At 42.1% G+C, this 22,966-nt stretch carries 19 protein-coding genes; 12 read left to right on the top strand and 7 right to left on the bottom strand.

Going from position 1 to position 22,966, the window contains the following annotated elements; all coding sequences use genetic code 11:
- The 7 genes from F9K23_16370 to F9K23_16340 form a co-directional block, all read left to right on the top strand.
- The coding region (locus F9K23_16370; protein KAB2913817.1) for a hypothetical protein at positions 1 to 3,706 on the top strand (3,706 nt) is incomplete at its 5' end.
- Position 3,707: 1 nt separating this feature from the next.
- Entirely contained in the window at positions 3,708 to 4,427 is a 720-nt protein-coding gene (locus tag F9K23_16365) for a hypothetical protein (protein ID KAB2913816.1), read from the top strand.
- Positions 4,428 to 4,540: 113 nt separating this feature from the next.
- Positions 4,541 to 5,107 (top strand): hypothetical protein, encoded by a 567-nt coding sequence (locus tag F9K23_16360; GenBank protein ID KAB2913815.1) that lies wholly within the window; start codon positions 4,541 to 4,543, stop codon positions 5,105 to 5,107.
- A gap of 900 nt (positions 5,108 to 6,007) precedes the next feature.
- Positions 6,008 to 6,805, top strand: coding sequence for a hypothetical protein (locus tag F9K23_16355; protein ID KAB2913814.1), 798 nt, complete (start codon positions 6,008 to 6,010; stop codon positions 6,803 to 6,805).
- Positions 6,806 to 6,826: 21 nt separating this feature from the next.
- Positions 6,827 to 7,618 carry a hypothetical protein gene (locus tag F9K23_16350; protein ID KAB2913813.1) on the top strand — a complete coding sequence of 264 codons (792 nt, stop codon included), beginning with the start codon at positions 6,827 to 6,829 and terminating at the stop codon, positions 7,616 to 7,618.
- 9 nt (positions 7,619 to 7,627) lie between these two features.
- Entirely contained in the window at positions 7,628 to 10,309 is a 2,682-nt protein-coding gene (locus tag F9K23_16345; GenBank protein ID KAB2913812.1) for a T9SS type A sorting domain-containing protein, read from the top strand.
- 69 nt (positions 10,310 to 10,378) lie between these two features.
- The gene (locus tag F9K23_16340; GenBank protein KAB2913811.1) at positions 10,379 to 10,750 is read left to right on the top strand and encodes a hypothetical protein; all 372 of its coding nucleotides are present in this window, start codon (positions 10,379 to 10,381) and stop codon (positions 10,748 to 10,750) included.
- A 359-nt stretch (positions 10,751 to 11,109) separates the two neighbouring features.
- On the opposite strand, the gene F9K23_16335 is transcribed toward F9K23_16340, so the two are convergent.
- The 6 genes from F9K23_16335 to F9K23_16310 all read right to left on the bottom strand — a co-directional run bounded on the left by F9K23_16335 (position 11,110) and on the right by F9K23_16310 (position 19,227).
- Positions 11,110 to 13,251, bottom strand: coding sequence for a S46 family peptidase (locus F9K23_16335; protein KAB2913810.1), 2,142 nt, complete (start codon positions 13,249 to 13,251; stop codon positions 11,110 to 11,112).
- A gap of 227 nt (positions 13,252 to 13,478) precedes the next feature.
- Positions 13,479 to 14,132, bottom strand: coding sequence for a GNAT family N-acetyltransferase (locus F9K23_16330; protein ID KAB2913809.1), 654 nt, complete (start codon positions 14,130 to 14,132; stop codon positions 13,479 to 13,481).
- Between the two features lie 46 nt (positions 14,133 to 14,178).
- Complete coding sequence (locus F9K23_16325) at positions 14,179 to 15,369, bottom strand: MFS transporter (GenBank protein ID KAB2913808.1); 1,191 nt, start codon at positions 15,367 to 15,369, stop codon at positions 14,179 to 14,181.
- A gap of 73 nt (positions 15,370 to 15,442) precedes the next feature.
- Positions 15,443 to 15,946, bottom strand: a complete 504-nt coding sequence (locus F9K23_16320; protein ID KAB2913807.1) for a hypothetical protein — start codon at positions 15,944 to 15,946, stop codon at positions 15,443 to 15,445.
- Between the two features lie 98 nt (positions 15,947 to 16,044).
- Positions 16,045 to 17,187, bottom strand: coding sequence for a DNA polymerase III subunit gamma/tau (locus F9K23_16315; protein ID KAB2913806.1), 1,143 nt, complete (start codon positions 17,185 to 17,187; stop codon positions 16,045 to 16,047).
- A gap of 90 nt (positions 17,188 to 17,277) precedes the next feature.
- On the bottom strand, positions 17,278 to 19,227 hold the full coding sequence (locus F9K23_16310; GenBank protein KAB2913805.1) for a T9SS type A sorting domain-containing protein: 1,950 nt from the start codon (positions 19,225 to 19,227) through the stop codon (positions 17,278 to 17,280).
- Between the two features lie 300 nt (positions 19,228 to 19,527).
- On the opposite strand from F9K23_16310, the gene F9K23_16305 reads away from it, so the two are divergent.
- The 4 genes from F9K23_16305 (at position 19,528) to F9K23_16290 (ending at position 21,048) form a co-directional block, all read left to right on the top strand.
- On the top strand, positions 19,528 to 19,845 hold the full coding sequence (locus tag F9K23_16305; protein ID KAB2913804.1) for a hypothetical protein: 318 nt from the start codon (positions 19,528 to 19,530) through the stop codon (positions 19,843 to 19,845).
- A 100-nt stretch (positions 19,846 to 19,945) separates the two neighbouring features.
- Positions 19,946 to 20,314, top strand: a complete 369-nt coding sequence (locus F9K23_16300; protein ID KAB2913803.1) for a 30S ribosomal protein S6 — start codon at positions 19,946 to 19,948, stop codon at positions 20,312 to 20,314.
- Positions 20,311 to 20,589: a 30S ribosomal protein S18 gene (rpsR, locus tag F9K23_16295; GenBank protein ID KAB2913802.1), complete on the top strand. Its 279-nt coding sequence runs from the start codon at positions 20,311 to 20,313 to the stop codon at positions 20,587 to 20,589. Before F9K23_16300 ends, rpsR begins: the two co-directional genes overlap by 4 nt.
- A gap of 15 nt (positions 20,590 to 20,604) precedes the next feature.
- Entirely contained in the window at positions 20,605 to 21,048 is a 444-nt protein-coding gene (locus F9K23_16290; GenBank protein ID KAB2913801.1) for a 50S ribosomal protein L9, read from the top strand.
- Between the two features lie 71 nt (positions 21,049 to 21,119).
- Here the strand turns inward: F9K23_16290 and F9K23_16285 are convergent, their stop codons facing one another.
- The gene (locus F9K23_16285) at positions 21,120 to 21,854 is read right to left on the bottom strand and encodes a hypothetical protein (GenBank protein ID KAB2913800.1); all 735 of its coding nucleotides are present in this window, start codon (positions 21,852 to 21,854) and stop codon (positions 21,120 to 21,122) included.
- Positions 21,855 to 21,971: 117 nt separating this feature from the next.
- Here F9K23_16285 and F9K23_16280 point away from each other — a divergent pair, with 117 nt between their 5' ends.
- Entirely contained in the window at positions 21,972 to 22,964 is a 993-nt protein-coding gene (locus F9K23_16280) for an FAD:protein FMN transferase (protein KAB2913799.1), read from the top strand.
- The last annotated feature ends 2 nt before the right edge of the window (positions 22,965 to 22,966 follow it).

Raw genomic sequence — 22,966 nt, 5'->3', positions numbered from 1 at the left:
ATTACGAAGGGAACAAGCCCTAAAACTGGCCGAAGAATTTGAAAAGAACTTAAAAAGCAGGGGCTTAGGCTCGTTACAGGGGCAACACCTGCCTCCGTTGGATACCGCTACCTACACGTTGTTAAAGTCCATCCCTTCGGGCAGCCTTTCAGGGCTTTCGGGGTTGGGAAGGATATCCCCAAAAAAGGGGACAAAACCACAGGTATTGTCCTTTGAAGAGGTGGACGCACTGTACAACGCAGGCATCACCCTTGAGGAAAAACAGGCGTGGGTGTATTACCAAAAAAACAAAGGCGAAAAAATGACGGGGTGGGATAAGTACGACACAGGAAAACCCTCCCCACAAAAGTTGAAAGAACTGGTGGAAAAAGGGGCATTGTTTTACCTAAACGGGGCATTGTTGCCCTATCCCATTTACACCTATGCCAACATATACGACCGTTTGCTCGACTTGGAAAAAGACAGCAAGGCCATTGTAAAAAATTACGGCAAAGAGGCGTATGAACTGCACGTAAAAGCCTTAGAGGAGGTAAAACCTAAACAAATCAGTGTCCGTGCCCCCGACAGCAGCGACCGACCCGTTATCCTTGCTATTTCGGGGTTTGCTACCGACACGGACAGTTTTAAAGTCCATGCCCTTGACGAAGCCTTAGTAGATATTGAATTGCCCACCGAAGCGGCCAGTGAAGGGGTGAGCCTGCAAACGGCGTTTTCGGCGTGGATGAGAAGATTGCCCGAAAGCGATTTTGAAAACGTTACCCCTTATGAAATACAACACTTTTACCTTGAAGCAAAACGGTTTACTAAAGAAAATACCGAAGAAGCACGGGAACTGATAGAACAGTATGCGCCCAAAGAAGGCGAAGCCCTGTTTTCCCGCTTTTTGTACGAAGCCTTGAGTGACGAAGACAAAGTAAAACTTGATTTTACGTGGAACAGACAATACAACGGGCAAAGTTCGGTACAGTACCAACGCATCCCCGTCGGGTTCACCTGTTCTGCCCTGTTTAAAACCGCCCCCTTGTCCATTACCCCCATACAGCGCGAAGGCATCGCATTTATGACCGCCGTAGGGTCGGGTATTATTGCCTATGACGTAGGGGTGGGTAAAACCATGACCGCTATTATCAATATTGCCAATGCCCTGTACAGCGGTAAATGCAAACGCCCCCTTATTGTAGTACCCAACCCTACCTACAACAAATGGGTAAAAGAGTTGTTCGGCTACACCGATACTGCCACAGGGCAGTTTATCGCAGGGGTACTTTCAGGGACGGGGTACACGGTAAACGCATGGTACAACCTCAACGCCCAATCGGTCAACCCTGCCGTACTTAAAAAGAAGGTGGCCGAAAACTCCATTACCGTATTGACCTACGAAGGGTTTATGCGTTTGGGGTTTTCACAAAAACTGATGGACGGCCTTTTTGACGAATTGTCCCACATCCTGATGCAATCCGACGAGGGCAAAAAAACCAAACGCGACACGGCCAAGCTGACTTTATCACTGGAGGAGCTTGTCGGCGGTTCTAACAAACAAACCGTTGTTAACGTGGATGATTTGGGGTTTGATTTTGTATGCGTGGACGAAGCCCACAACTATAAAAACGTGTTTGCCTACGTACCGCCCGATGAAAAGGGCAGCAAGCGGTTTAAAATAGACGGTGGCTTGAGCGCAAGGGCGCAAAAGATGTTTTTCATTAACAACTACATACAGCGTACCTACGGGGCGAATGTAATGATGCTCACCGCCACACCCTTTACCAACAACCCCCTTGAAATTTATTCGATGCTGGCAATGGTGGGGTACGATAACATGAAAAAGTACGGGGTAACCAACCTGTATGACTTTATGGAGACGTTTATCCACCAGTCGTTTGAGTTTACAATGACCTATCAGGGCGACATTGAAAAAAAGCACGTGGTAAAGTCTTTTAATAACCGATTGGTGTTGCAACGGCTGATATACAACCATATCAGCTATAAAACAGGGGAAGAGGCAGGGGTGAAACGCCCTTGTAAAATCAATCTACCCCGTACCACCAAAACCGACCCCAAAACAGGGCTGGCGGTAAAACTGCCCCCCGATGAGCAACTGGTTACTTACCTGCAAATGACCGAGGAGCAGTATATCAACCAAGCGAATATTAACGCCTATCCCGATAATTTTACACGGTTTGAGAAAATTAAGGCCATTATGCGCTGTTTGGGCTGGAGCTTAGACAATGCGCTTTCCCCTTTTCTTTATACGAAAACCTACCCCGCCACTCCCCAAGATTTTATAGACAGCAGCCCCAAGATTAAGTACACCGTCGAGTGCATCCGTTCGGTCAAAGAATGGCACGAAAAACGCGGCGAACCCGTTTCGGGACAGGTTATCTACTTAAACCGTGGCAAGGATTACTTTCAGTACATCGTTGATTACCTGATTGACAACGTTGGGTTTAAACGGTCGGTAACGTATAAAAAAGCTACCCTTTGCGAAGTGGAGGTGCTGACCTCCGAAGTATCGCAAACCCGCAGGGAACTTATCAAAGATGCCTTCTTAGAAGGGATTGTAAAGGTCGTAATCGGAACGGCCTCTATCCGCGAAGGCATAGACCTGCAACGCAAGGGGACTGTCCTTTACAACTGTTACCCCGATTGGAACCCTACCGATGCCAAACAGTTGGAAGGCCGTATATGGCGGCAGGGTAATGAATACGGCTATGTAAGGGTGGTAATGCCTTTAGTGCAGGACTCTATGGACGTGTTTGTCTTTCAGAAGTTAGAGGAGAAAACCCACCGCATTAACGATATATGGTACAGAAGCGACCGGGGCAACGTGTTGGACGTGGACAGCTTGGACACCGAAGAGGTAAAATTCGCCCTTTATACCAATATTGACGAACTGGTCAAAATCGTAAGGGAACGTGAACTAACGGATGTGCATAAGAAAATACAGGTAATAAAATCCCAAATCCAAACCGTTGACAACATCGAAACCGACCGTGCGGGGCTAATCCAATTCAGGGCGGAATGCCAAAAATACCCCGATATGTGGCTGAACGCTTTAACCGATTTAGTGCGCAACCCCTCGGACTACACCTATTCCTTTCAGACCACCCGCGAGGGGATGCTGAAGGTAGCCGAAAAAGCAACCGAACTGATAAAGGAAATACAAACCTACAAAACCTCCCTGCCCCAAGAGGACAAGGCACTCATTGCACTGCAACGTAAAATAGCCGCTTCGGTGTTTACCCTGCGCAGGATAACCGACAGGGGTTATACGGAGTTTGCAAGGTATAAAGCCTATACAGGGGCGATTGCCAAAGCACAACGTACCGTATTTGAGGCCAAAGGCTATTCGATGGACACGGATTTTGAGGCGGTGAAAAACCAGTTGGTAACAGAACAGAACCAAGCCGAAGAGGTATATGCGGGTATTTTAAGTAAAGAAAACACCGAACGCATCACCCAAGAAATCCTGCTCAAAAAAGAGAAGCTGAAAATAAGCGGACGGGTGGCCACCCATGCCGCCGAAGACTTTAAAAGTTTAAACCATTTATTAGCCTACTCCTTTAACCAAGTGGACAACGGCAGTTGCATTATTCCTTCCCCCGGAACTGAACCCAAAGCTGACCCTGACAGGGAACGTCGGAAACGCCGCGCATTGGCAGAAGCTGCCGCCCTTGAACTTGAATTTATCTTTTTAAAATTAGCATAGTATGATACAGATAACCCCCCAAACCTTAACTACCGCACCGATTAATTGGGAACTCTTACCCGAAGTTTTCCGCCGCCAAAAGGATAACCTTGCCCTTTACCAAGAGTTTTATAACGAAATGCCCAAAGTAAAGGAGAGTGCCGACAAACTGATAAAGGAGATTATAAGAACGCATAACCAACCTGCACAGAAAAAGACACCCCCAAAGAAACAGGCCAAAGGCAAAGCACCGATTACTAAACGCAAAGCTCCCGCCCCTCCTAAAAAGAAAACACCCGCACCCCGAAAAACTAAGAAGGTTGCCGCCAAAGCCAAAAAGCCTAAAAAGGCGGTAAAGGCAAAAGTGAAAACCAAAATCAAAGTAATCAAAGAAAAAGCCCCCAAAGCCCTTGTGAACGTTAAGAAATACAGCCTCGAACTGCAACTGATAAAGTCTTTTATCGCCATGAAAGGCAAAGACCGCAAAGTAACATCCATCCGTAACTTTTTAAAAAGGATAGAATCGGCTAAAACCAATACCAACGTCCCTCCTCAAAAGTCCATACTTAGCACAATTGCCCAACGTATGAAAACAGCATTGGCAGGTTTGGCGGGTAATGTGGAGCTGATACGCAACATCAATATCGCTGACGATTTGTTAAAGCAATGCAAGGAGGCGGTGAAAAATGCCAAGCCAAGATTACAAGTGCAATATTTATCGGGGTTAAAGCCAAAAAAGTAGGTAGGGCGGCTGGCGCAACAGCGGAAATATCCGAAAGGCCGCCCTTAAGAAAATCAGTCCTATCGGGGTTTACCCCGATTAATGAGGTTAAAGCAGCACAGGATACCTTTCGGTTGAAAGGGGACATTGGCAAGCTCTTAGGGGATTTGGAGCGGTACAAGCTGGCTATTACCTTAGAAGGCGACCAAGGCGCAGGCAAAACACAATTTGCGTTTCAGTTGGCCGATGGGTTTGCGGATTTGGGAATGAAAATCGGGTTTTACTCCTTAGAAATCGGGGCGAACTCAAATATCGTAATGACCAACCGCGATAAGTACCTAAAACCTGCCAACCGTGAACGATTGTTTGTGAGTGAGGAAAACTCACTAAAAGACGTTCGGGAAAAGGCAAAGGTGTTTGATGTGATTATTATCGACAGTTGGACAAAACTCGATGTGGATAGTTCAGAGTTTGATAAGCTGAGGAAGGATTTTCCTGATACCATTTTTATTGTGATTTTTCAACGCACCAGTGGGGGCAAAATACGGGGAGGCACTAAACCCCTTTACGATGCCGGAATAAACATCATAGTTCACAAAGTGGACAATAATTTTATTAATAACTACGCCGAATGTACCAAAAACCGATACGGGCAAACAGGGTTGCTGTATAACGTCAGTCAAAAACGGCTCGTAGAATAGAAGTAAGTATATTTGCTTTCCTTGTTTAAGGAAAATTGCAATCGACAGGCCGCAGGGATGCGGCTTTTGCTTTTTATAAAAATGGGTGGTTTCACCCTTGCGGCAATTGTTACAGTCAATTATTTTTGTCCTGTGTGTATTATTTTAAAACATTGATTTGATAAATTATCTGTCCCAAGATATATAATCAAGTTTCCACGAAGGCCGCAGGGATGCAGCCTTTTTTATATTGTCTAATCTTTTATACTTAATAATGGGTGTTTTCACTGTATTAATTTCTTTGGTATAAAAATAATTTTGCAATGCTGCATTTTTAAGCCTGTTTGTCTCTCTACCATAAAGCGTTCTTTATACAGGCATATTAGCAGTATGTTTCTAAAAACAACGTGTTGTTGGGTATTGTGCAACGGAGTGTTGTTCGCTACATTTGTAGGTAAATAGAAACATCGAAACTTAGACTATAAGGATAACATATAACGTGTCCTGATAATAGTTCGTACAGAAATCGGCGAAAATTTCAACACAGCGAACTGGTATCAGAGTACACGCCCTTAAAAAGGGCGTGCTGCTCTATGCTTTTGTGCTGTGTGGGTTCTTCGCCGAACCTCTGTACACAATTAGCAAGGGTACACGCCCGTTTTGAGTTTTTAACAATAACCCAATGAAAAGTATCAGTTTGCAGTTTTCCGTAAAATTAATAATAGCAGTTGCGATTTTTACCAATGGCAGGAAAATACTATCATATATTTTCGAGAACCATTCATTTGTAAGTTTAAACAAAGATTATAAAGTAATAAAAGTAGGAATATAGCTATATAAATTATTCAACCTAATCACATAGCATTGCCCTAAAGAAATTGCATGAAAAAGTTAAACCCAAATATTATATGTATTTCTATTATGAAAAAAGTAACTAAACACAATTCATCTATTAAAACCTTTGCAGGTAAAATCATCTTTGCTTCGGCATTCCTTCTATCAGTAATTTCAATCAAAGCTCAACGCTGTGATGTTAATGGAATTTTATTTAACCAACAGGCGGGCTTTGGCACTAACAGTAAAATTATGATTGGCGGCTCAGGCTTAAACGACGGTTCTATTTGCTGGAACTGTTATCCCGATAGTGTTGTTTTTGGCCGTTCGCGGGTATTTAACCGCCCTGTGGGTATTATGCCCCCGTTAGGTAGCCCTGTACCACTATGGAGTGCCCGTATTTTCCAAGACGGCCCTGCCAATGTAATGCGTATCCAAACCAGCCAATTAGGAGTTTGCTACGACTCTGTACAATGGAACAGGGGTATTTCTATTCGTAATGACGGCAATATCGGTATTGGCACTGATAATACCTTTGGGTATAAATTGGCGGTAAATGGAAGCATCATTGCTAAAAATGAAATACGCGCAACGTTAACAAGCGTTATATGGCCTGATTATGTGTTTGCACCTACTTACAAGTTAAAACCACTATCAGTACTTGAAGCTGAAATTGACAGTTTGGGACATTTGCCTGAAATACCTTCTGCCAGTGAGGTAGAAACTGACGGGCTTTCATTAACTGGAATAAGCACCACATTGGTAAAAAAGGTAGAAGAACTAACCCTTTACATCATTGAGCAACAAAAACAGATTGAAGAGTTGAAACGTAAGAATGGCGAACTTCAAAAAGCAGTGGAAGGACTTTTAAAAGAAAAAGAATAACTTTGAAATAAATCTACATCAATGCGTTTCCTACTGTTTATATTAATCTGTGCTGGTTTGATACTTACGGCTGAAAGCTGTAAGAAGGAATGTCACGACCGTTCAAATCCTGACTGCGAGAACTATGACCCCTGCTACGGTAAACAACCACTAACAGCAGATTTTGAAACTTTTGAGGTGAGCATTTTCCCCGACAATTGGATACCTTACAGTACGGATACATTAGCATCCAGCGATGTTTTTTTTCGTGCAAAAGAGGAAAATGTAGAATACGAATGGACAGTTGGGTCAGAAACCATAACTACCCGAAGTTTTACCCGCAAAAATTTCCCTGTTGGTGTCCGTATTCCCATTACGTTGAAGGTAAAGCGCAAAACCGACTTCGGTTGTTTTCCAACAGACAGTGTGGTGGCTCAAACCCGCAATATTTTTGTGATTGATGGGTATGAAAATTCTAAAGTAGCTGGCTACTATCAAGGTTATCATACCAACAATGCAGCAGATACCTTTACTGTTTGTATCTACATTCCCGAATATTCTATGAATCCCCCTCATGAAAAAACAACCATTAGTGGCCTGATGAACATTAGCACCTGTGCGGATAATAAAATTAATGTTTCTGGTTCAGAGTCTGTGGGTTATAAGCAATATACTTTTTTGAGTCAGGATGGCTTTTGTCATGGGGCTTGGGGAAGGGTACGGGTGGATTCCGCTTTTATGGGACATATACGCATTGATTATTCTTATTTAAAAGACCTAACAGATATTAAAAGTCAAGTTGACAAAACCTTTTTAGGAAAAAGGATAAACTAAAATCACACAATGAAGAAATTATATATACTGCTGGTGGTTATAATCACCGCCAGCCATATCTATGCCCAACAAGGAGACGGTTGCGTTGGCAACGATAACGGACTGCCGTGTTGTAACGGGCTAATCCATACAGGTCCCGACCCCGGTAAGGCCACCAATACTGAACGCCCGCTGTTTTTAAACCAGTTTGATTGGCGTACAAATGACTATCCCGCTTACCATCCCATTGGAGGCTATACAGATGGAACGGGCGGCCCCATGCTACTACCCAACCCTTTTAAAACTACTGCAAGTTACCTTGCGCATATCAACTACTTTAGCCTGCCGGTTTTTCAGCAGGGAAATGACAGCTTGCTGGATTATAAACCCGAAGACGGATGGGAATTATTGCATCGCCATTTAGGCTACCAGCCCGATGAAACTACCTACGCCACTACACTTCAAAACCGTAAAAACCCGTATTTTATTTTATACAACAGGTACAGTGGAGTATTTAGGGTTCTTGCTTGCTTGAAAGACGACCAAAGTCAAAAAATAAACACACAGCTTGAACTAATTAAACCAAACCAAGATTATAAATACTCAGGTTTATTTGGGTATTATAATAATACAGCCCAAACTTTAGACGAAACTTCTTACACACTTCTTAGCCGTTCCTCCGATTATCCGGGTCAAAGCTCTTGGTTTGTGGCCGATTTTACCTTAGCCTACGACCCTTGCGTGTGCAATACGGAGTCTAAAATACGCGTTAATTTTATTACCCTTACCAATGCGAGTGTTAACATGGACGGGCGGCTAATTGCCACCAGCGTACCGATGAATGGCAGCGGCACTTCACCACTGCTAAACGGCCAAGACTTTCTGTTAGGATTGAACCAAAACGGCGGACGTGCAGTGGCAGGAATGCAAACCTACCATAACATTGATGCACTGGTTACCAAATTTAAAGCCCCGCCGGGGTTAGACCCCTATGAAAAATTAGCCCTCGAACAATTTGGTAAATTACTTTCCAAAGGGTTATCGGGGTTTAATCCATTGGTTGACGGCATTATTTCTACGGGTGCAACTACCCTTATAAATGCGATTGACCCCACGGCACTTCAAGCCTTTACTAAAAAAGACTCCCTGAAAATTGAGTTGGGGTTAGGGGGCAAAGCCGCTGATTTTCTTATGGGGATGATAACCCCGCAAGCTCCTGCCATTCCTAACATTAGTTTCATAGAAGGGGAACTTAAATTAACGGGAAGTGTTACAACAAACAATTATAACCTTGCCGATGCAATAGAATTGGAACAGCCGGGCAGTAAAAGCAGCCAATACCAAAGTGCCATACCTGCCAACGATTGGACACGCTACCCTGCTTACAATGAAGCATTGGGGGTAATTGGGGTGTTGCAAAAACCTGAAATAAACGCCTACGATGCCGAAGAAAATTATTTCCGTGCAAAGAACTCAAAAGAAGTATTACGCAACCATTTTGAGCTAAAAACATTTAAGTATGCGTTTAATCCTGCGGCACAGGTTGACACTGCAAAAACAACCCTTCATGCGGCTCTTGTGGGTAAATTCAAATCAAAAGCGAAAAGGATAGGAAACTTTAACAAAATTGAAGATGTGGACTCACTCGATGAGAATTGGTACATCACAGATTTTTATCCTATAGACTGCCTGCATGGTTATTTAGACGACTCTGCATACCAAGACGAGATACACGCAAGCATACAGTTTACACACTCAAAATTAGTGGCACACGTAAATATGCCGCAGAATTACCAGTTTTTAATAGATTTTGTTGAAGACAGCATACAACCGTATTACCCTTTGCTTACTGCTGAAGATTTGCTTTTTAACGGAGTAATGGTGCAACTGGATGAGTTTACCGAAAAAACCTATAACTATTTTGCACTACCAGTAGTGAAAAGGCATAAGCTCGACCCCGACCTTCGTTTGCGTATCATGGTAAACTACACCTTTTTAGAAAACCAATACGGTAAAGTTCACAGGGAAGTTCAAAATGTTACTTTTCAAACCAATAAAGTAGTAGGGGCTACGTATGCCTATAATTTGTATGGCAACGATTTAGAAAAGTATGTTGTGATAGATGATAACTATACATTTACCTCCAATTATATGGAAGTTTGGGAAAGGGTTACTATCATTGGAGATAATATTAACTGGCCTGCGGGGTACATGACCATTCTTGCCCCTGAAATTATAGTAAAAGAGCCAACAACAATTAATCACAATGATTTTCGCCTTATCAACAGAAGCCAACCCGAAGGGGTTTGCCGCTTAACACATCTTGGGCAAGTACCCCCCACTCAGGTAAAAGCATTTTGTAATACTGACGTGTACAACGCAAGCAATCCTAAATTTAAAACAGACCCCGATGTGAGTGAACCCCAACATACACAATCTGAAAAGACACTTGAATTTTCGCTATATCCAAACCCTACTACATCAGTAACAAACATGGTGTACACTGTAGAAAGTGAAACCCCGCAAGATGTAGAAATTTCAGTAATGGATATGTTAGGCAGGCCAATGGGGACTGAACGATTACCACAACAAAAAGAAGGAAGGTACGAAGCCCAAATTCATCTTGAAAATTACCCTTCAGGAATATATTTCGTGACTTTAAAAATTGGCAATAACAGCCGCACCCAAAAAGTTGTCCTTATTGGTAAATAATACCTAAGAGCGTTATAAACACAACTCAAAGCCCTACCGAAAGGTGGGGCTTTACTTAATTTTAAAAAAATGCTACCTGCGGACAGAAAAGAGTTATTAGAGAAACGGGCAAAATCCTTTCTTAACAGCACGGCGCACCAATACTACACAATCGACATCACCACGTTACCTAATCAGGGTGGGGTGTATTTAATCTGTCTTGTGGACGAAACTCTAAACGAAACCCCTCTTTATATCAACTTCACCAGCAACCTCCGCAACGAAATTTTTACCAAGCAGCTTGCCTACATCTTAACAACCTCTGAATGTTCCAACGGCTCGGCCACCATTTTAAGAAGTAATTGCTACCTTCGCTATATGGTAGAACCCGACCCAAAGGAGCAAATGGCCTTGACGGTGGCCGTCTCTTTGGAGTTAAAACCGCTTTATCAGAACAACTAAATTGTTGTACATAGGTTGTACCCAATCTAAAATTTCATTTTAAAATAATTTTGTAAATATCTATATATAAGCATTTTGCATCTAAAATTATTCTAACACGAACCTCTTATTGCAATTAGAGAGAGGAAAAGTTGGGTAATCGTAAATTATTCGGTAGTCAGGGGTGGGTTAAAAGGCAGATTCCCGCCTGCGCGGGAATGACGGGATGCAGTCAGTGCCCATCCTGTCATCCTGAGCTTGTCTCAGGATCGCATATAAATTATAATTAGCCCCGAAGTGTAATAAAGGGGTCAAACAAAAAACCGCTGCCGATAAATCGGCAGCGGTTTTGTATAATTCGTCAGACTGATTGTTAGGGCTTACATTTTCACACCCATTTCGGCAATCAGGTTGTTGGCTTTGGCAATGTCTTTTAGTACAAACAGCACGTAGCGAATATCCACGCCTATCGAGCGGCTGTATTTCTCATCCCAAGCATAATCGTTGATACAAGCCGTAAAAGCACGGTCGAAGTTTACACCCACTAAATTGCCTTGCGCATCCAATACAGGGCTGCCGCTGTTTCCGCCGGTAGTGTCAAGGTTGTATAAGAAGCACACCACTGCTTTGGCATCGGCCTTTTTCATAATATTTTTAAGACTGCTTTCAAGGTAATAATCGCCGCTTGTTTTGGCTTTGTTCAAAATACCTTGTATGGTGGTGAACGGTGCGTTGTATTCAGCGTCGTTGGGCCAGTAGCCTTTCACGTTTCCGTAGGTAAAACGTAAGGTGCTGTTAGCATCAGGGATAAAGTTGGTTTTTTTGTGTTGTTGTTTAACTTCCAACATACGGGCGTTCAACTCGGTTAGCTTGTTACGACGCTCGGTATCTTTTTGCAAATAGGTTTGGTACACAGGGAATAAAATTCCTGCCAACTCTACCACTTTGTTGTTTATGCCCACAAAGGCAGCGGGATTGGTTTCAAACAGTTTCAACATTTCGTCGCGGTCAAACAGTTTGTGTTCTGTATCCAGTTTTTCAACCAAAGCATGAATTTCAGCAGCGTATCCCGTAGGGCTAAATGCATTGTTGACTGCAAGAAGACGTTGACTTTCGGGCAACTCATAAAGGTTTACCAGCAGTTGTTCCAAAAGTTTTTTATCAAGGTCTTTGTTGCGAATGATGTAATTTTTATCCAGTAGCTCACGCTGTTTAGGCAGTGTTTTTTCTAAATATTCTTTGCGGTCGTTCTCGGCCAAATCAATGCTGGCGGCATTGTGGTATGATATAAAGCTGGATAGGTAAAATACCCCGCTGTTGTTAAATAACTCGCTCAAATAAAAATCGCGGTGGTAAGTGGCAAAAATCTCGTTGTACACAGCATCAATGTCAGAGAACAGCGTTCCGTATTTGGTAGTAAGCGCAGGATTGGCGGCAATCATCTTTTTCATTTCCGCTTCCTCTGCTTCTTTTTCTGGCAATACGGTGGTACGCTCTAATCCTTGCAGCTTGCCTTTGTAGTTTTTGGTAACGTTGGCAAGGCTTTTTTCGCGGCTGGCAAGGGCAATTTCTACCGCTTTATTTTTCTTAGATACTTGCTTGATAGCATCTATTTGGTAATCGTACCAGTTGCTTACCGTTGGCAATATGTACTCGTATTGGTAAGTTAAGAACTTGGCAGGCAGGTGACGGAAGGTGCGGCCGGGATATCCCAAAATGAACACAAAGTCGTCTTCTTTTACCCCGTTGGGGTTTACTTTCAGGTGTTTTTTGGGTTTGTAGGGAATGTTTGTGGCTGAATATTCAGCAGGTTTACCGTCTGCACCCACATAGGCACGGAAAAAGGCAAAATCGCCGTTATGGCGGGGCCATACCCAGTTGTCGCTTTCACCGCCAAACTCACCTATACAGCGTTGGGGAATGTACACCAAACGTACGTCTTTTATTTGTTGGTAACGGAACAGTGTGTACGCCTTGCCGATAAACATTTCAGAGATTTCAATCTCCATATCGGGATTGGCAGTCTGCTCCTCGGTAGTTATTTTTTTAATATTAGCGCGGATAATTTCAGCACGTTGGTTGGCATCAGCGGCTTTATCCGTGCCTTCTAACACTTTTGCCGAAACATCAAGGTATGACGCAGTAATGCGGCAAGTAACCGGCGTGCGTATTTCTTTGCTTTTATCTTCGGCCAAAAAACCGTTAGTAATGTAATCTTTCTCAGGGGTACTGGCTCCTGCTGCCGAACTGAACGCGCAGTGGTGGTTGGTAATAATCAAACCGTCGTCAGATACAAACGAACCTGTACAGCCGCCCACACGCACCAAAGCATCTACAAGGCTGGTACCGTTGGGGTTATATACTTCGGCGGTTTTAATTTTAAGCCCCGCCTTTTTAAGGTCGAGCGAACTTAACTCGCTAAGGGGGAACATCCCTTCGGCATAGCGGGCTGCAATAAACAGCGCGGGCACTAAGGCCACAAGGGCAATAACAATAACTTTTTGTAATCTGCGTGTTACCATAGAAGGCAAAAATAAGTTTTTTGGCTCTTTATGGCTATGATTTGGATAGAATACCTTGTTTACAGGTTTGAAAACCTGTTTTGTTTGGGCTAAAACTACTTGCTAAATAGATTTATGCTGCAAAAGCACTAAGACGCCAAGCAAACACTTTGATGATGTAGCTCATTAATTCTTTAGTAAAGGCGATGAATGAGACCCCGAAAAAAGTTGGGGGTGACTAGCTGATATTACTCCGCCAAATTCAACTCCATCAATACCCTTGTATTGCTGGGGAAATAACGTAACACATCCGGGTGAGTTGAATGGGTTTCGTTTGCAGTTATAAATCCCATTTTGCTGTATGCTTGCAAGGCATTCGCATTGGTTTTAAAAAGGATAATCTGGGCTTTTTGCAGTGATGGTGTACGCTGTTTGTGTTCCTTTATTTGCTCGGCAATCACCTTAGCCGCCAAGCCTTTGCCTCGGTATTGCGGAGCGGTATACACGTGTTCAAATTGCAACACTCCCTCTTCCCTATCCACCCGTAGTGATTCAACCACTGCATTTTTTTCAGTTGCTTTCTTAAATACTTCGCCACCCAAACCGTAGGCCAGTACTTGGGCGGTAAGCATTGCCGACGGGCCTTCCTCACCTTCAATCCATGCACAGCAAGTAGCAGCAGAATTGCCGTTTTCGTCTCTTGCCACCAAAAAACCTGATAACCAAAGCTCCTGTCCTTCTACGTCCTCCAGCAACATTTCTTTAAACAGGGGTTTAAGCTCGTTTTCGTCTTTCTCAAAAATGGTAGAATAACTAAGCGTTTCAAAACCGCTTTTTACCGCAGCAAATACGGCATCAGTAATAAAATCAACATCCGCTTCGGTGGCATAGGTAAACTTCATGCCCGCAAGATACTATACAAGGTGTTTTTAATAAAAGTAGTGCTGTTTAAGCGTGCTTCATCTTTTTAAACAGCAACAAAAAAGCCAGCAAACACAAGGTGGCACAAGCGCCGAAGGCATATATAAAGTTTGCGGGATTATTGCCATACAACGCTGCTGATAGCAAAGCGCCCCCGCCTATACCAATCTCAAGGGCGATGTAAACGGTAGATAATGCCCTACCCCTAAACTTATCCTCGCCCAAATCAATCGTCCAGGCCATAATGGTAGGTGAGTTGATGCCGTTGGCAATACCGAATAAAAAGGCCGACACCACAAACATAAACATTCCGTTGGTAAAGCCAAGTACCAGCATTGAAATGCTTAACAGGCCTATCCCTACTTTAAGGGTTTTCACACGGCCTATTTTGTCTGACATCTTGCCTGCGTATAATCGTGAGGCGATGCTTGACAAGGTAAAGATGGTAAAAAACCACCCTTTTTTGCCCGGTTCACCAATGTGTTTGCTAAGGTCGGGCACAAGGGTAAGCATTGCCCCAAAAGCCACCGATACCAACATATATACTGCTGCGGGTCTCAATACCCTCGGCTCATAAAAATCTTCTTTAGTTACTTTTAATAGTGAGAAGGAGAATTTTTGGGTTTTGGGCTGGGTTTCTTTTAGCGGCCATGTAATGATTAAGGCTACAATTCCAAACAGTGATGACACGTAGAACATCATGTCGAATGAAAAATTGGTGGCTAATGATGTGCCTAATGCAGGCCCCATTGCCATGCCTAATGTGCCAAACATACTCACCAGCCCTATAGTCTCGCCGCGGCGATTAGCAGGGGCTATATCTCCCACGTAGGCAATAGCTCCGGTAGGGGCAAAACCCGTTGAGAAACCATGCATAAAGCGTAGGAAGAAGAACAATACCAATGTGGTGAAAAAGGGATATAACAGCCCGCACAATGCCGTCATAAATGTACCGAAAAGCATCACAGGTACGCGCCCTACTGTATCGGTAAGTTTACCACTAAATGGACGTGAAATGCCTGCCGCTAATGTAAAACACGCAATAATATACCCCTTGTAATCCTCGCCGCCCATAAGGGTAAGATAATCGGGCAACTCGGGCACTATCATATTGAAACTTGCAAAAAACAAGAAACTGGATAGGGATAATATCCAGAAATGACGGTTGTATATGCTTTCGGTTTTGGGAGATGCGTTGCCGCTACTATCAGGTTCCATAGGAAGCTGCAAAGGTGGCAAAAAGGTTGCCAAAAAATAAGGGTGTGCAGTGTTTGTGTGTAAATTCTTACGCCTACTCAATCTCTAAGTCAAGGGCATTCTTCAAGTCCATCAACTTTGGATTCTTTTGTACTAGGCTGTCAAATTTTTCGCGATTGGTATAGGGAACGATATCGTTTTCAGTGCTTTGCACAATATCTACCTGCATAGTCAAATCCATGTTCCCTGTGCGGCGACGCAAAAACACCATCATGTCCTGTCGTTCGTCTTCTACCATATCCGCCGATACTTTGTGGGGCACGTGCAATACAAACACATTAGCATTTTGCACATCGGGGGCGGTTTTTTCAAACAAACCCACCAGCGAGCGTTTGTTGGCATCACGTAAACCTTGCACATACTCATCCCAAGCGGCAGCAAAATCTTTCTTATCGTTAACAGGAGTTGTTACCTCTGTTTTTTGCTCATTGGCAGCATTATTATCAACTACTTTGGGTGTCGGCGTAGGTTGCTTGGCAAAATCCTTTAATGAGGGAAGTCCTGAAAGATTATACGCGGGTTTGTTTTCATTACCCAACGGTTTAGCTTCAGATGTTGGTGCTGGAGGAGTGGGCGTAGGTGTAGCTGTAACTGTAGGTATTGATGCAGAAGGGGTTGCAGTAGTGTTACTGCTCTCTACATCATTTTTTTTTTAAGGGCATCGTTGCCTGCCTCAATGCTTATAGCTTGGGGAATAAGGCACATTTTTATCAAAGCAAGCTCAACGTGCAAACGTTGGTTGCGGCTGGCTTTGTAGCCCACCTCAGCGTGTGTGGCAATGCTTAAGGCATTAAACAATAAACCTGTATCGGTAGCTATTGCTTGGGTTTTGTACTTTTCTTTTACGTTATCAGCTACCTGCAACAGTTTTAAGGTGCCGGTATCTTTGCATACCAATAGGTTGCGTATGTGCAGCGAAAGGCCTTCTAAAAATACTAATCCGTCAAAACCCTTTTGCAAAATCTCGTCGTACAAGTTCAGCGCAAGTGGCACGTTCTCGGCATTGATAGCATCCGTTACTTTAAAGTAGTAATCATAATCCAGTATGTTCAGGTTTTCAATAACACTGTCATACGTTAAATGATTACCGCTAAAGCTCACCATTTGGTCAAAAATCGAAAGCGCATCACGCAATGCACCGTCGGCTTTTTCTGATACGATGTGCAGTGCCAAAGGGTCGGCAACAATGCCTTCTTTCTCTGCGATTTTTTGCAGGTGCTTGGCTATATCGGGTATCTGGATGCGTTTAAAATCAAATATCTGGCAGCGCGATAAGATAGTGGGAAGTATTTTATGCCTTTCAGTAGTTGCTAATATAAAAATGGCGTACGAAGGCGGTTCCTCCAACGTTTTAAGAAACGCGTTAAAAGCCGCGCTGCTCAACATATGCACCTCGTCTATGATATAGATTTTGTATTTAGCACCCTGGGGAGCGTAACGCACTTGGTCTACCAAAGCACGGATATCATCCACACTGTTGTTGCTGGCAGCATCCAGCTCGTAAATGTTAAACGAGTGGCTTTCGTTAAACGCTTTGCAGCTTTCACACTCATTGCAAGGCTCTATGCCTTCTTGCAGGTTTTGGCAGTTGATGGTTTTGGCCAAAATACGGGCGCAAGTAGTTTTACCCACCCCACGCGGACCACAAAATAAAAAGGCTTGCGCCAAATGGTTGTTTTTAATCGCGTTTTTTAGGGTATTGGTAACATGGCTTTGCCCCACCACGGTATCAAACGTACCGGGTCTGTATTTGCGTGCCGAAACTATAAAGTTCTCCATCTTTTTGCCGTTGCAAGTTTAAGGGTTTGCAGGCAGTGATAAAAATTTTTTAGCGCGTTTGGGGATAAATGCTAGTACAAAAGAGTCGTATTACTCTAATATCACCTTTTCGGTGTGAACCACGTTGTTGTTTTCCATTATTACTGCTACGTACAATCCTTTGGGTAAAAAGCTGATGTTTAGTTGAGTTGTTTTTTCAGCCAAAATGCCTGAATACACCTTTTGTCCATTGTTATTATATAAGTCAACCGCAACAGAAGTTTCGGTATTGTAGGGATGTGCAATAGTTAGGTTCCCATGTGTAGGGTTGGGGTACAACGTAAACAGTGATGTTTGCGTTGGCTTTTCGTCAACACGCGCGTTGAGAGTTTCAATATTGCTACTATCACCTGCCAATTTGGTTTCAGAAAAGTTAAGTGATAAAGAATCTATACGTTCAATAAAACTTTTATCTGCAAACTCTGGAAAGTGACCTTTGTATCCGTAGTAGTTTATTTTCCTGTTGAGGTTAATGTGGCTGCAATGCTTACCCACCATTTTTTCAAGTTCAGGGTCAATAATCCAATTATACTCCAAATCCAACGCTCTCTCTAAATTAAAACAGGCAGAATCATACTTTCCTATTTTGCAGTAATACAATGCCCTGTTGTGTATATTATATGAGTTATTAGGGTTGATTGAGTACGCAATATCCAAATAATATTTTGCCGAATCGAGGTCATTGAGCCTGATGTATACCAAACCCATGTTGTTATAGGGTATATCAAAGTGCTCAGTTCGGCCTGTCATGGCTTCACGAAGGTAATGTATAGCTTTAGGGTAATCGCCATAATTTAGGTAAGCATAGCCAACTCCCAAAGCAGTTTCAGGCCTGTTGTTGGTATATTGATAGTTTAATAGGCTGTATTTTAACGAGTTTACAAAATCTTTCTTCTCTTTATACACCGATCCTAAGTTTCTATATCCATCACTAAAATATGGGTTTATTTCTATAGCTTTTAAGTTCAGTTCAATAGCTCTATCAAAATAGCCGTGTAATTTATATATAGTGCCCATATTCCCATAAGCCGCATAGTCATCTGGGTCTAGTTTAACAACAATGTTATAGTAATATAATGCGGAGTCTTTTTGTCCCATATCCGATAGTGCTGCAGCCAATTCAAAATATGCCAAAGAACTAATGGGGTCTAATGCAACTGCCAACCGACTGTGATGCAAAGCCTTTTCAACGTTTTTCGTATAAAAATTATACATTTTTGCCAACTCAATATGTACGGGAGAATAATTGGGGTATTTATCCGCAGTAACTTTTGAAATCAGTAATGCCGAGTCGTACATTTTTAATTTTCTTAGTATTTTACCATAATTAAGCATCAGAAGAGGGTCGTTGCCATTACTGAATCTATACGATGCCGCATAGTGTTTTGATGCTGTAATAAAATCATTGGTTCTCTCGTACATATATCCCAAATTGTTCCAGGAGTTTGCATAAGTGTTATCACTTTGCAATGAGTTTATATAACATACTTTAGCTTTAGCATAATCTCCCATATCAGAGTATGCTAAACCAATGTTGTATTGCGTTATGGTTCGGCTAAATCCCAGTTTCTCTGCAGTCTCATAGTGAATTATAGCATCATTGTTTTGCTGTAGTTTGGCTGCACATATACCCGCGTAATTATATGCCAAAGCCTTTTGCATATCTTCTGGCTCAGGGTGGTTCACATACGCTTTAAACTCAGCAAGTGCTTCAACATATTTTCTTTCTTTATAAAGTATGTTGGCATTAGATAAAATTGCTGATGGACTGTTTTGACAGTTGGACATAGAGTCTCTGTACTTATTAGCACCCGCAAAGCCATTTAACTCTGCAAATACATAAGAAAGTTGCTCAAACTTTTTGCAGGTTGAGTCCTCACCGCTTGCAAAGACTTTGATACCAACGAGAGATAAAAAAAACAGCGTAAATAATTGTTTCATAAAAATGACAACAAAATTAGCTTTATAATTTATAATACACGACCAAACCATGCTCAACACATCCCTTTTCGACAGAAGTGTTAGGTGATGTGTAGGGAAAGAAATAATTTGGCTCAGGTGGATGCAAATAAAATAGGTAGGACAGTTGCTTTATGGTCGCTATTGATTAATGCTCTTGTCGTATTAGCTTATACTCAAATCAACGATGCTGCTTCAATCTTTATATATCTATATGCTTGGATAATATGCAGTGTATTAGGAAACGGATTTGTCATTATTTACGTTCTCTTGAGGCTTTTTATAGATAAGACTTACAGTAAATCAATCATAACAATAGCCCTATTACTATTAAACATCTCAATGCTTCCACTTATAGAATACTTTAACAAGCGACTGCCTGTTGAATTTGTTAATACTACAGGAAAATTAATTGAGGATGTGAAGATTTACAAAAACAACATTGTGGAACGTGAGGAGAAAGAATTGGCTCCCTTTGAAGAATTGGAGTATACATTTAATAAGTTTGAAGCAAGCAATATTAATCTCCGATATACTATTGATGGTGTTGAAGTGAATGATTCAAATGTAATTGGGGTAAATACTGACAGGCCGCTTACCATTAACTTTGTGCCGATTACTTATAACATTGGTCAGATCAAACGCATTTATGTTGATTAAATGGCAACTAATAAATGTAAAATGAAGTGTTGCACACTATAAATGAATTCCCTACCTTTGCCGTCCTTTTAAAAAGGATTTAATAAAATTTTAACAGCACATGGATTTAAAAAATTATGAATCTGTAATCATATTTACACCCGTGCTGTCTGATGAACAACTGAAAGATGCAGTTGCTAAATACAGGCAGTTGATTATAGAGCAAGGTGGACAAATTGTGCACGAAGAGAACTGGGGGCTAACCAAGCTTGCCTACCCAATTCAAAAGAAAACTACGGGATTTTATCAGTTATTTGAGTTTAAAGCACCCGGCCCAGCTGTGGCAGCTCTTGAACTTCAATTCAAACGCGATGAGCGTATCATGCGTTTCTTAACTATCGCCCTTGACAAGCACGCGGTTGTTTACAACCAACGCAAACGCAACGGCGAGTTTAACCAACCTAAAAAAGATAAGGAGGCAACCGTATGAGTACCCGCGCAGCAGGACACAACCCAAACTTTGTATTCAACACTACCCCCGAGGTAACTAACAAGAAAAAATACTGCCGTTTCAAGAAAAACGGTATCAAGTATATTGATTACAAAGACTCTAACTTTTTGATGAAGTTTTTGAACGAGCAAGGTAAAATTCTACCTCGTCGTATCACCGGTACTTCATTAAAATACCAACGCAAGGTTGCACAAGCCGTTAAACGTGCCCGTCACCTTTCGATATTACCTTACGTAGCCGATGGTTTAAAATAATAGGAGGTAGCACAAATGAAAATTATATTAAAACAAGATATAAAAAACCTTGGCTATAAAGATGATGTAGTAGCTGTGAAAAACGGTTATGCAAACAACTACCTTATCCCCCAAGGAATGGCTACTATCGCCACCGAAAGCAATTTGAAAGTGTTGAGCGAAAACCTTAAACAAGCTGCTTTCAAACAAGAGAAAATTAAAAACGATGCTTTGGCTATTGCTGAAAAACTTAACGGTGTATCAGTACAATTAGGTGCTAAAGTTGGTGCGAACGGAAAAATCTTCGGTTCTATCAACGCACTTCAAGTAGCGCAAGCCCTTAAAGTAAAAGGTTTTGAAGTTGACCGCCGCAAGGTTGTGTTGAACGAAGATCCTAAAGCTGTAGGTTCATACACTGCTACTGTAAACCTTCACCGTGAAGTTTCAGTACAAGTAGGTGTTGAAGTTGTTAGCGAATAAGCTCACTTTAATCTAAAATATAAAAGCCATCCCCAAAAGGATGGCTTTTTTGTTTTCGATGCCTCTGTTGCTTATTCGCTCGTTGTATCGTCAGCTGGATCAGTTGTTAATTCTAAATCTTGAATTTGTGAATTAGCCTCATCATGCGCCACCAATATTTCATTAATCATATCTTCAAAAACAGAACCGCTCAAGTCTGAGTTCTCGGTTATCTTACGTAACTCGGCAATTTGGTCTTCTTTTTTTGGTTTAGCTAAAGCCCTTCGCACATAAAGAGCCACGGCAATGTTAGTAGCATCAAACGATAGGTTTTTATTTTTTATCCAAGCCGTTTCTATCCATTTACCAGCCTTGCGTTTGCCAACAACTTCCGTCCATCCTTCTTGGGTTGATTTCACAGCAACAATATCTGTAGCTTCAAAAAAGTTTTTGGTAATGGTTGCCAAATCAGGGCGGCTGTATATATCCGTTTTATCAAAAATTACTGCAACACTTGCTCCCACGGCCACAAAATCAGAACGCACCCACCCCTCTTTACCATCCAATAGGCTTACTTTGTAGTAGCTTACTTTCTTCCCCCCTTCTTGTACTTCTTTGGTTTCTTCTAAAAAGGTTAGTTTTTCGCCCAAAGCAATGGATGAAAGCCATTTTCCTTTCTTTTCAGGGGTTGCTTGCAACGATGTTTTGTCCCAAATACACACCGCTGACGATTTATCTGCAAAAGCATCTTTTTGCGGTCCGTTCTTTTTGCAACCTGCGCCTAAAAGTGCCAAACAAAGCACCGCAATACTTACAAAGTTTTTCATTCGTTATTTGTCGTAGTTAGTTTTTTAGCCAAAAATAAATGATTAGCAGGCAAAAAAGTTAAGTGTACATGATATTTTATTAATCCTGTTACCTTATTTTGAAGCATTGTAACGTTCATGAAAAAAATAGCACTCCTCCTTTTTGTCCTCCCCTTCTTTTACTCGTGCAAAGAAGACCTAAAGATAACCCATAGCGGCCAAACCATGGGCAGCTACTATACAATTACTTATTATCACCCCGAAGAAGTATTAACCTTAAATGAAATCGATTCATTTCTGGCTGTTTTCAATAAATCACTGTCAACATGGGATTCTACTTCATTAATCTGTCAACTGAATAACGCTCCCCGACAATTTGAGCCGGACAGCTTTTTCCTGGCCATGTACAAAAAATCAAAGCAGGTATGGGAACTAAGCAACGGGCTTTTTGACCCAAGTGCCTCGCCGTTGTTTGAGGCTTGGGGGTTTGGACTGAAGAATGCTGAGAAAATGGACAGTGCGAAGGTTGATTCTTTAAAAATGTATGTGGGGATGGACAAAAGCTATTTGCAAGGTAATACGCTCCTTAAAAGTATGCCACAGGTAAAGTTTAGCTTTAATGCTATCGCACCCGGCTATGCCGCTGATTTATTAGCACAAATACTGCTTGATAAAGGAGTGGATAATTTTTTAATTGACATAGGGGGTGAGTTTGCCTCGCACGGTAAAAAGCCTGATGGGAACGATTGGAAAGTGGGTATTGAAAAGCCCGTTGAAAATCCTGACAGCAAAAACGGCACGCAGGCTATCATTACATTAAAAGATAATGAAGCATTAGCCACTTCGGGCAATTACCGCAAGTTTTACTACCGCGACGGTAAGAAATACAGCCACACCATTAATCCTAAAACAGGCTATCCTGTTAGCCACAACTTGCTTAGTGCAACCATAGTTGCGCCTGATGCCACCACAGCCGATGCCTACGCAACAACTTGCATGGTAATGGGACTTGAGGGTGCCAAACAATTTGTGGCAGCCCAAAAGGGAATAAAGGCTTACTTTATTTATGACGATGGCGGCAAATACGGTGAGTTTATTACAGAAAACCTTACAAAACAACTGAGCAAATAATA

The sequence above is a fragment of the Bacteroidota bacterium genome (assembly GCA_008933805.1).
GTDB lineage: Bacteria > Bacteroidota > Bacteroidia > UBA8524 > UBA8524 > SB11.
Note: the sequence above shows the minus strand (reverse complement) of the source record. Positions and strands in the feature narration are given on the sequence as shown.

What these genes read in the sequence shown, in the direction of transcription:
- F9K23_16365 (KAB2913816.1), top strand. Translation starts at nt 3,708, where the DNA reads ATGATACAGATAACCCCCCAAACCTTAACTACCGCACCGATTAATTGG.
- F9K23_16355 (KAB2913814.1), top strand. Translation starts at nt 6,008, where the DNA reads ATGAAAAAAGTAACTAAACACAATTCATCTATTAAAACCTTTGCAGGT.
- F9K23_16350 (KAB2913813.1), top strand. Translation starts at nt 6,827, where the DNA reads ATGCGTTTCCTACTGTTTATATTAATCTGTGCTGGTTTGATACTTACG.
- F9K23_16345 (KAB2913812.1), top strand. Translation starts at nt 7,628, where the DNA reads ATGAAGAAATTATATATACTGCTGGTGGTTATAATCACCGCCAGCCAT.
- F9K23_16340 (KAB2913811.1), top strand. Translation starts at nt 10,379, where the DNA reads ATGCTACCTGCGGACAGAAAAGAGTTATTAGAGAAACGGGCAAAATCC.
- F9K23_16335 (KAB2913810.1), bottom strand. Translation starts at nt 13,251, where the DNA reads ATGGTAACACGCAGATTACAAAAAGTTATTGTTATTGCCCTTGTGGCC.
- F9K23_16330 (KAB2913809.1), bottom strand. Translation starts at nt 14,132, where the DNA reads ATGAAGTTTACCTATGCCACCGAAGCGGATGTTGATTTTATTACTGAT.
- F9K23_16325 (KAB2913808.1), bottom strand. Translation starts at nt 15,369, where the DNA reads ATGGAACCTGATAGTAGCGGCAACGCATCTCCCAAAACCGAAAGCATA.
- F9K23_16315 (KAB2913806.1), bottom strand. Translation starts at nt 17,187, where the DNA reads ATGGAGAACTTTATAGTTTCGGCACGCAAATACAGACCCGGTACGTTT.
- F9K23_16305 (KAB2913804.1), top strand. Translation starts at nt 19,528, where the DNA reads ATGCTTCCACTTATAGAATACTTTAACAAGCGACTGCCTGTTGAATTT.
- F9K23_16300 (KAB2913803.1), top strand. Translation starts at nt 19,946, where the DNA reads ATGGATTTAAAAAATTATGAATCTGTAATCATATTTACACCCGTGCTG.
- rpsR (KAB2913802.1), top strand. Translation starts at nt 20,311, where the DNA reads ATGAGTACCCGCGCAGCAGGACACAACCCAAACTTTGTATTCAACACT.
- F9K23_16290 (KAB2913801.1), top strand. Translation starts at nt 20,605, where the DNA reads ATGAAAATTATATTAAAACAAGATATAAAAAACCTTGGCTATAAAGAT.
- F9K23_16285 (KAB2913800.1), bottom strand. Translation starts at nt 21,854, where the DNA reads ATGAAAAACTTTGTAAGTATTGCGGTGCTTTGTTTGGCACTTTTAGGC.
- F9K23_16280 (KAB2913799.1), top strand. Translation starts at nt 21,972, where the DNA reads ATGAAAAAAATAGCACTCCTCCTTTTTGTCCTCCCCTTCTTTTACTCG.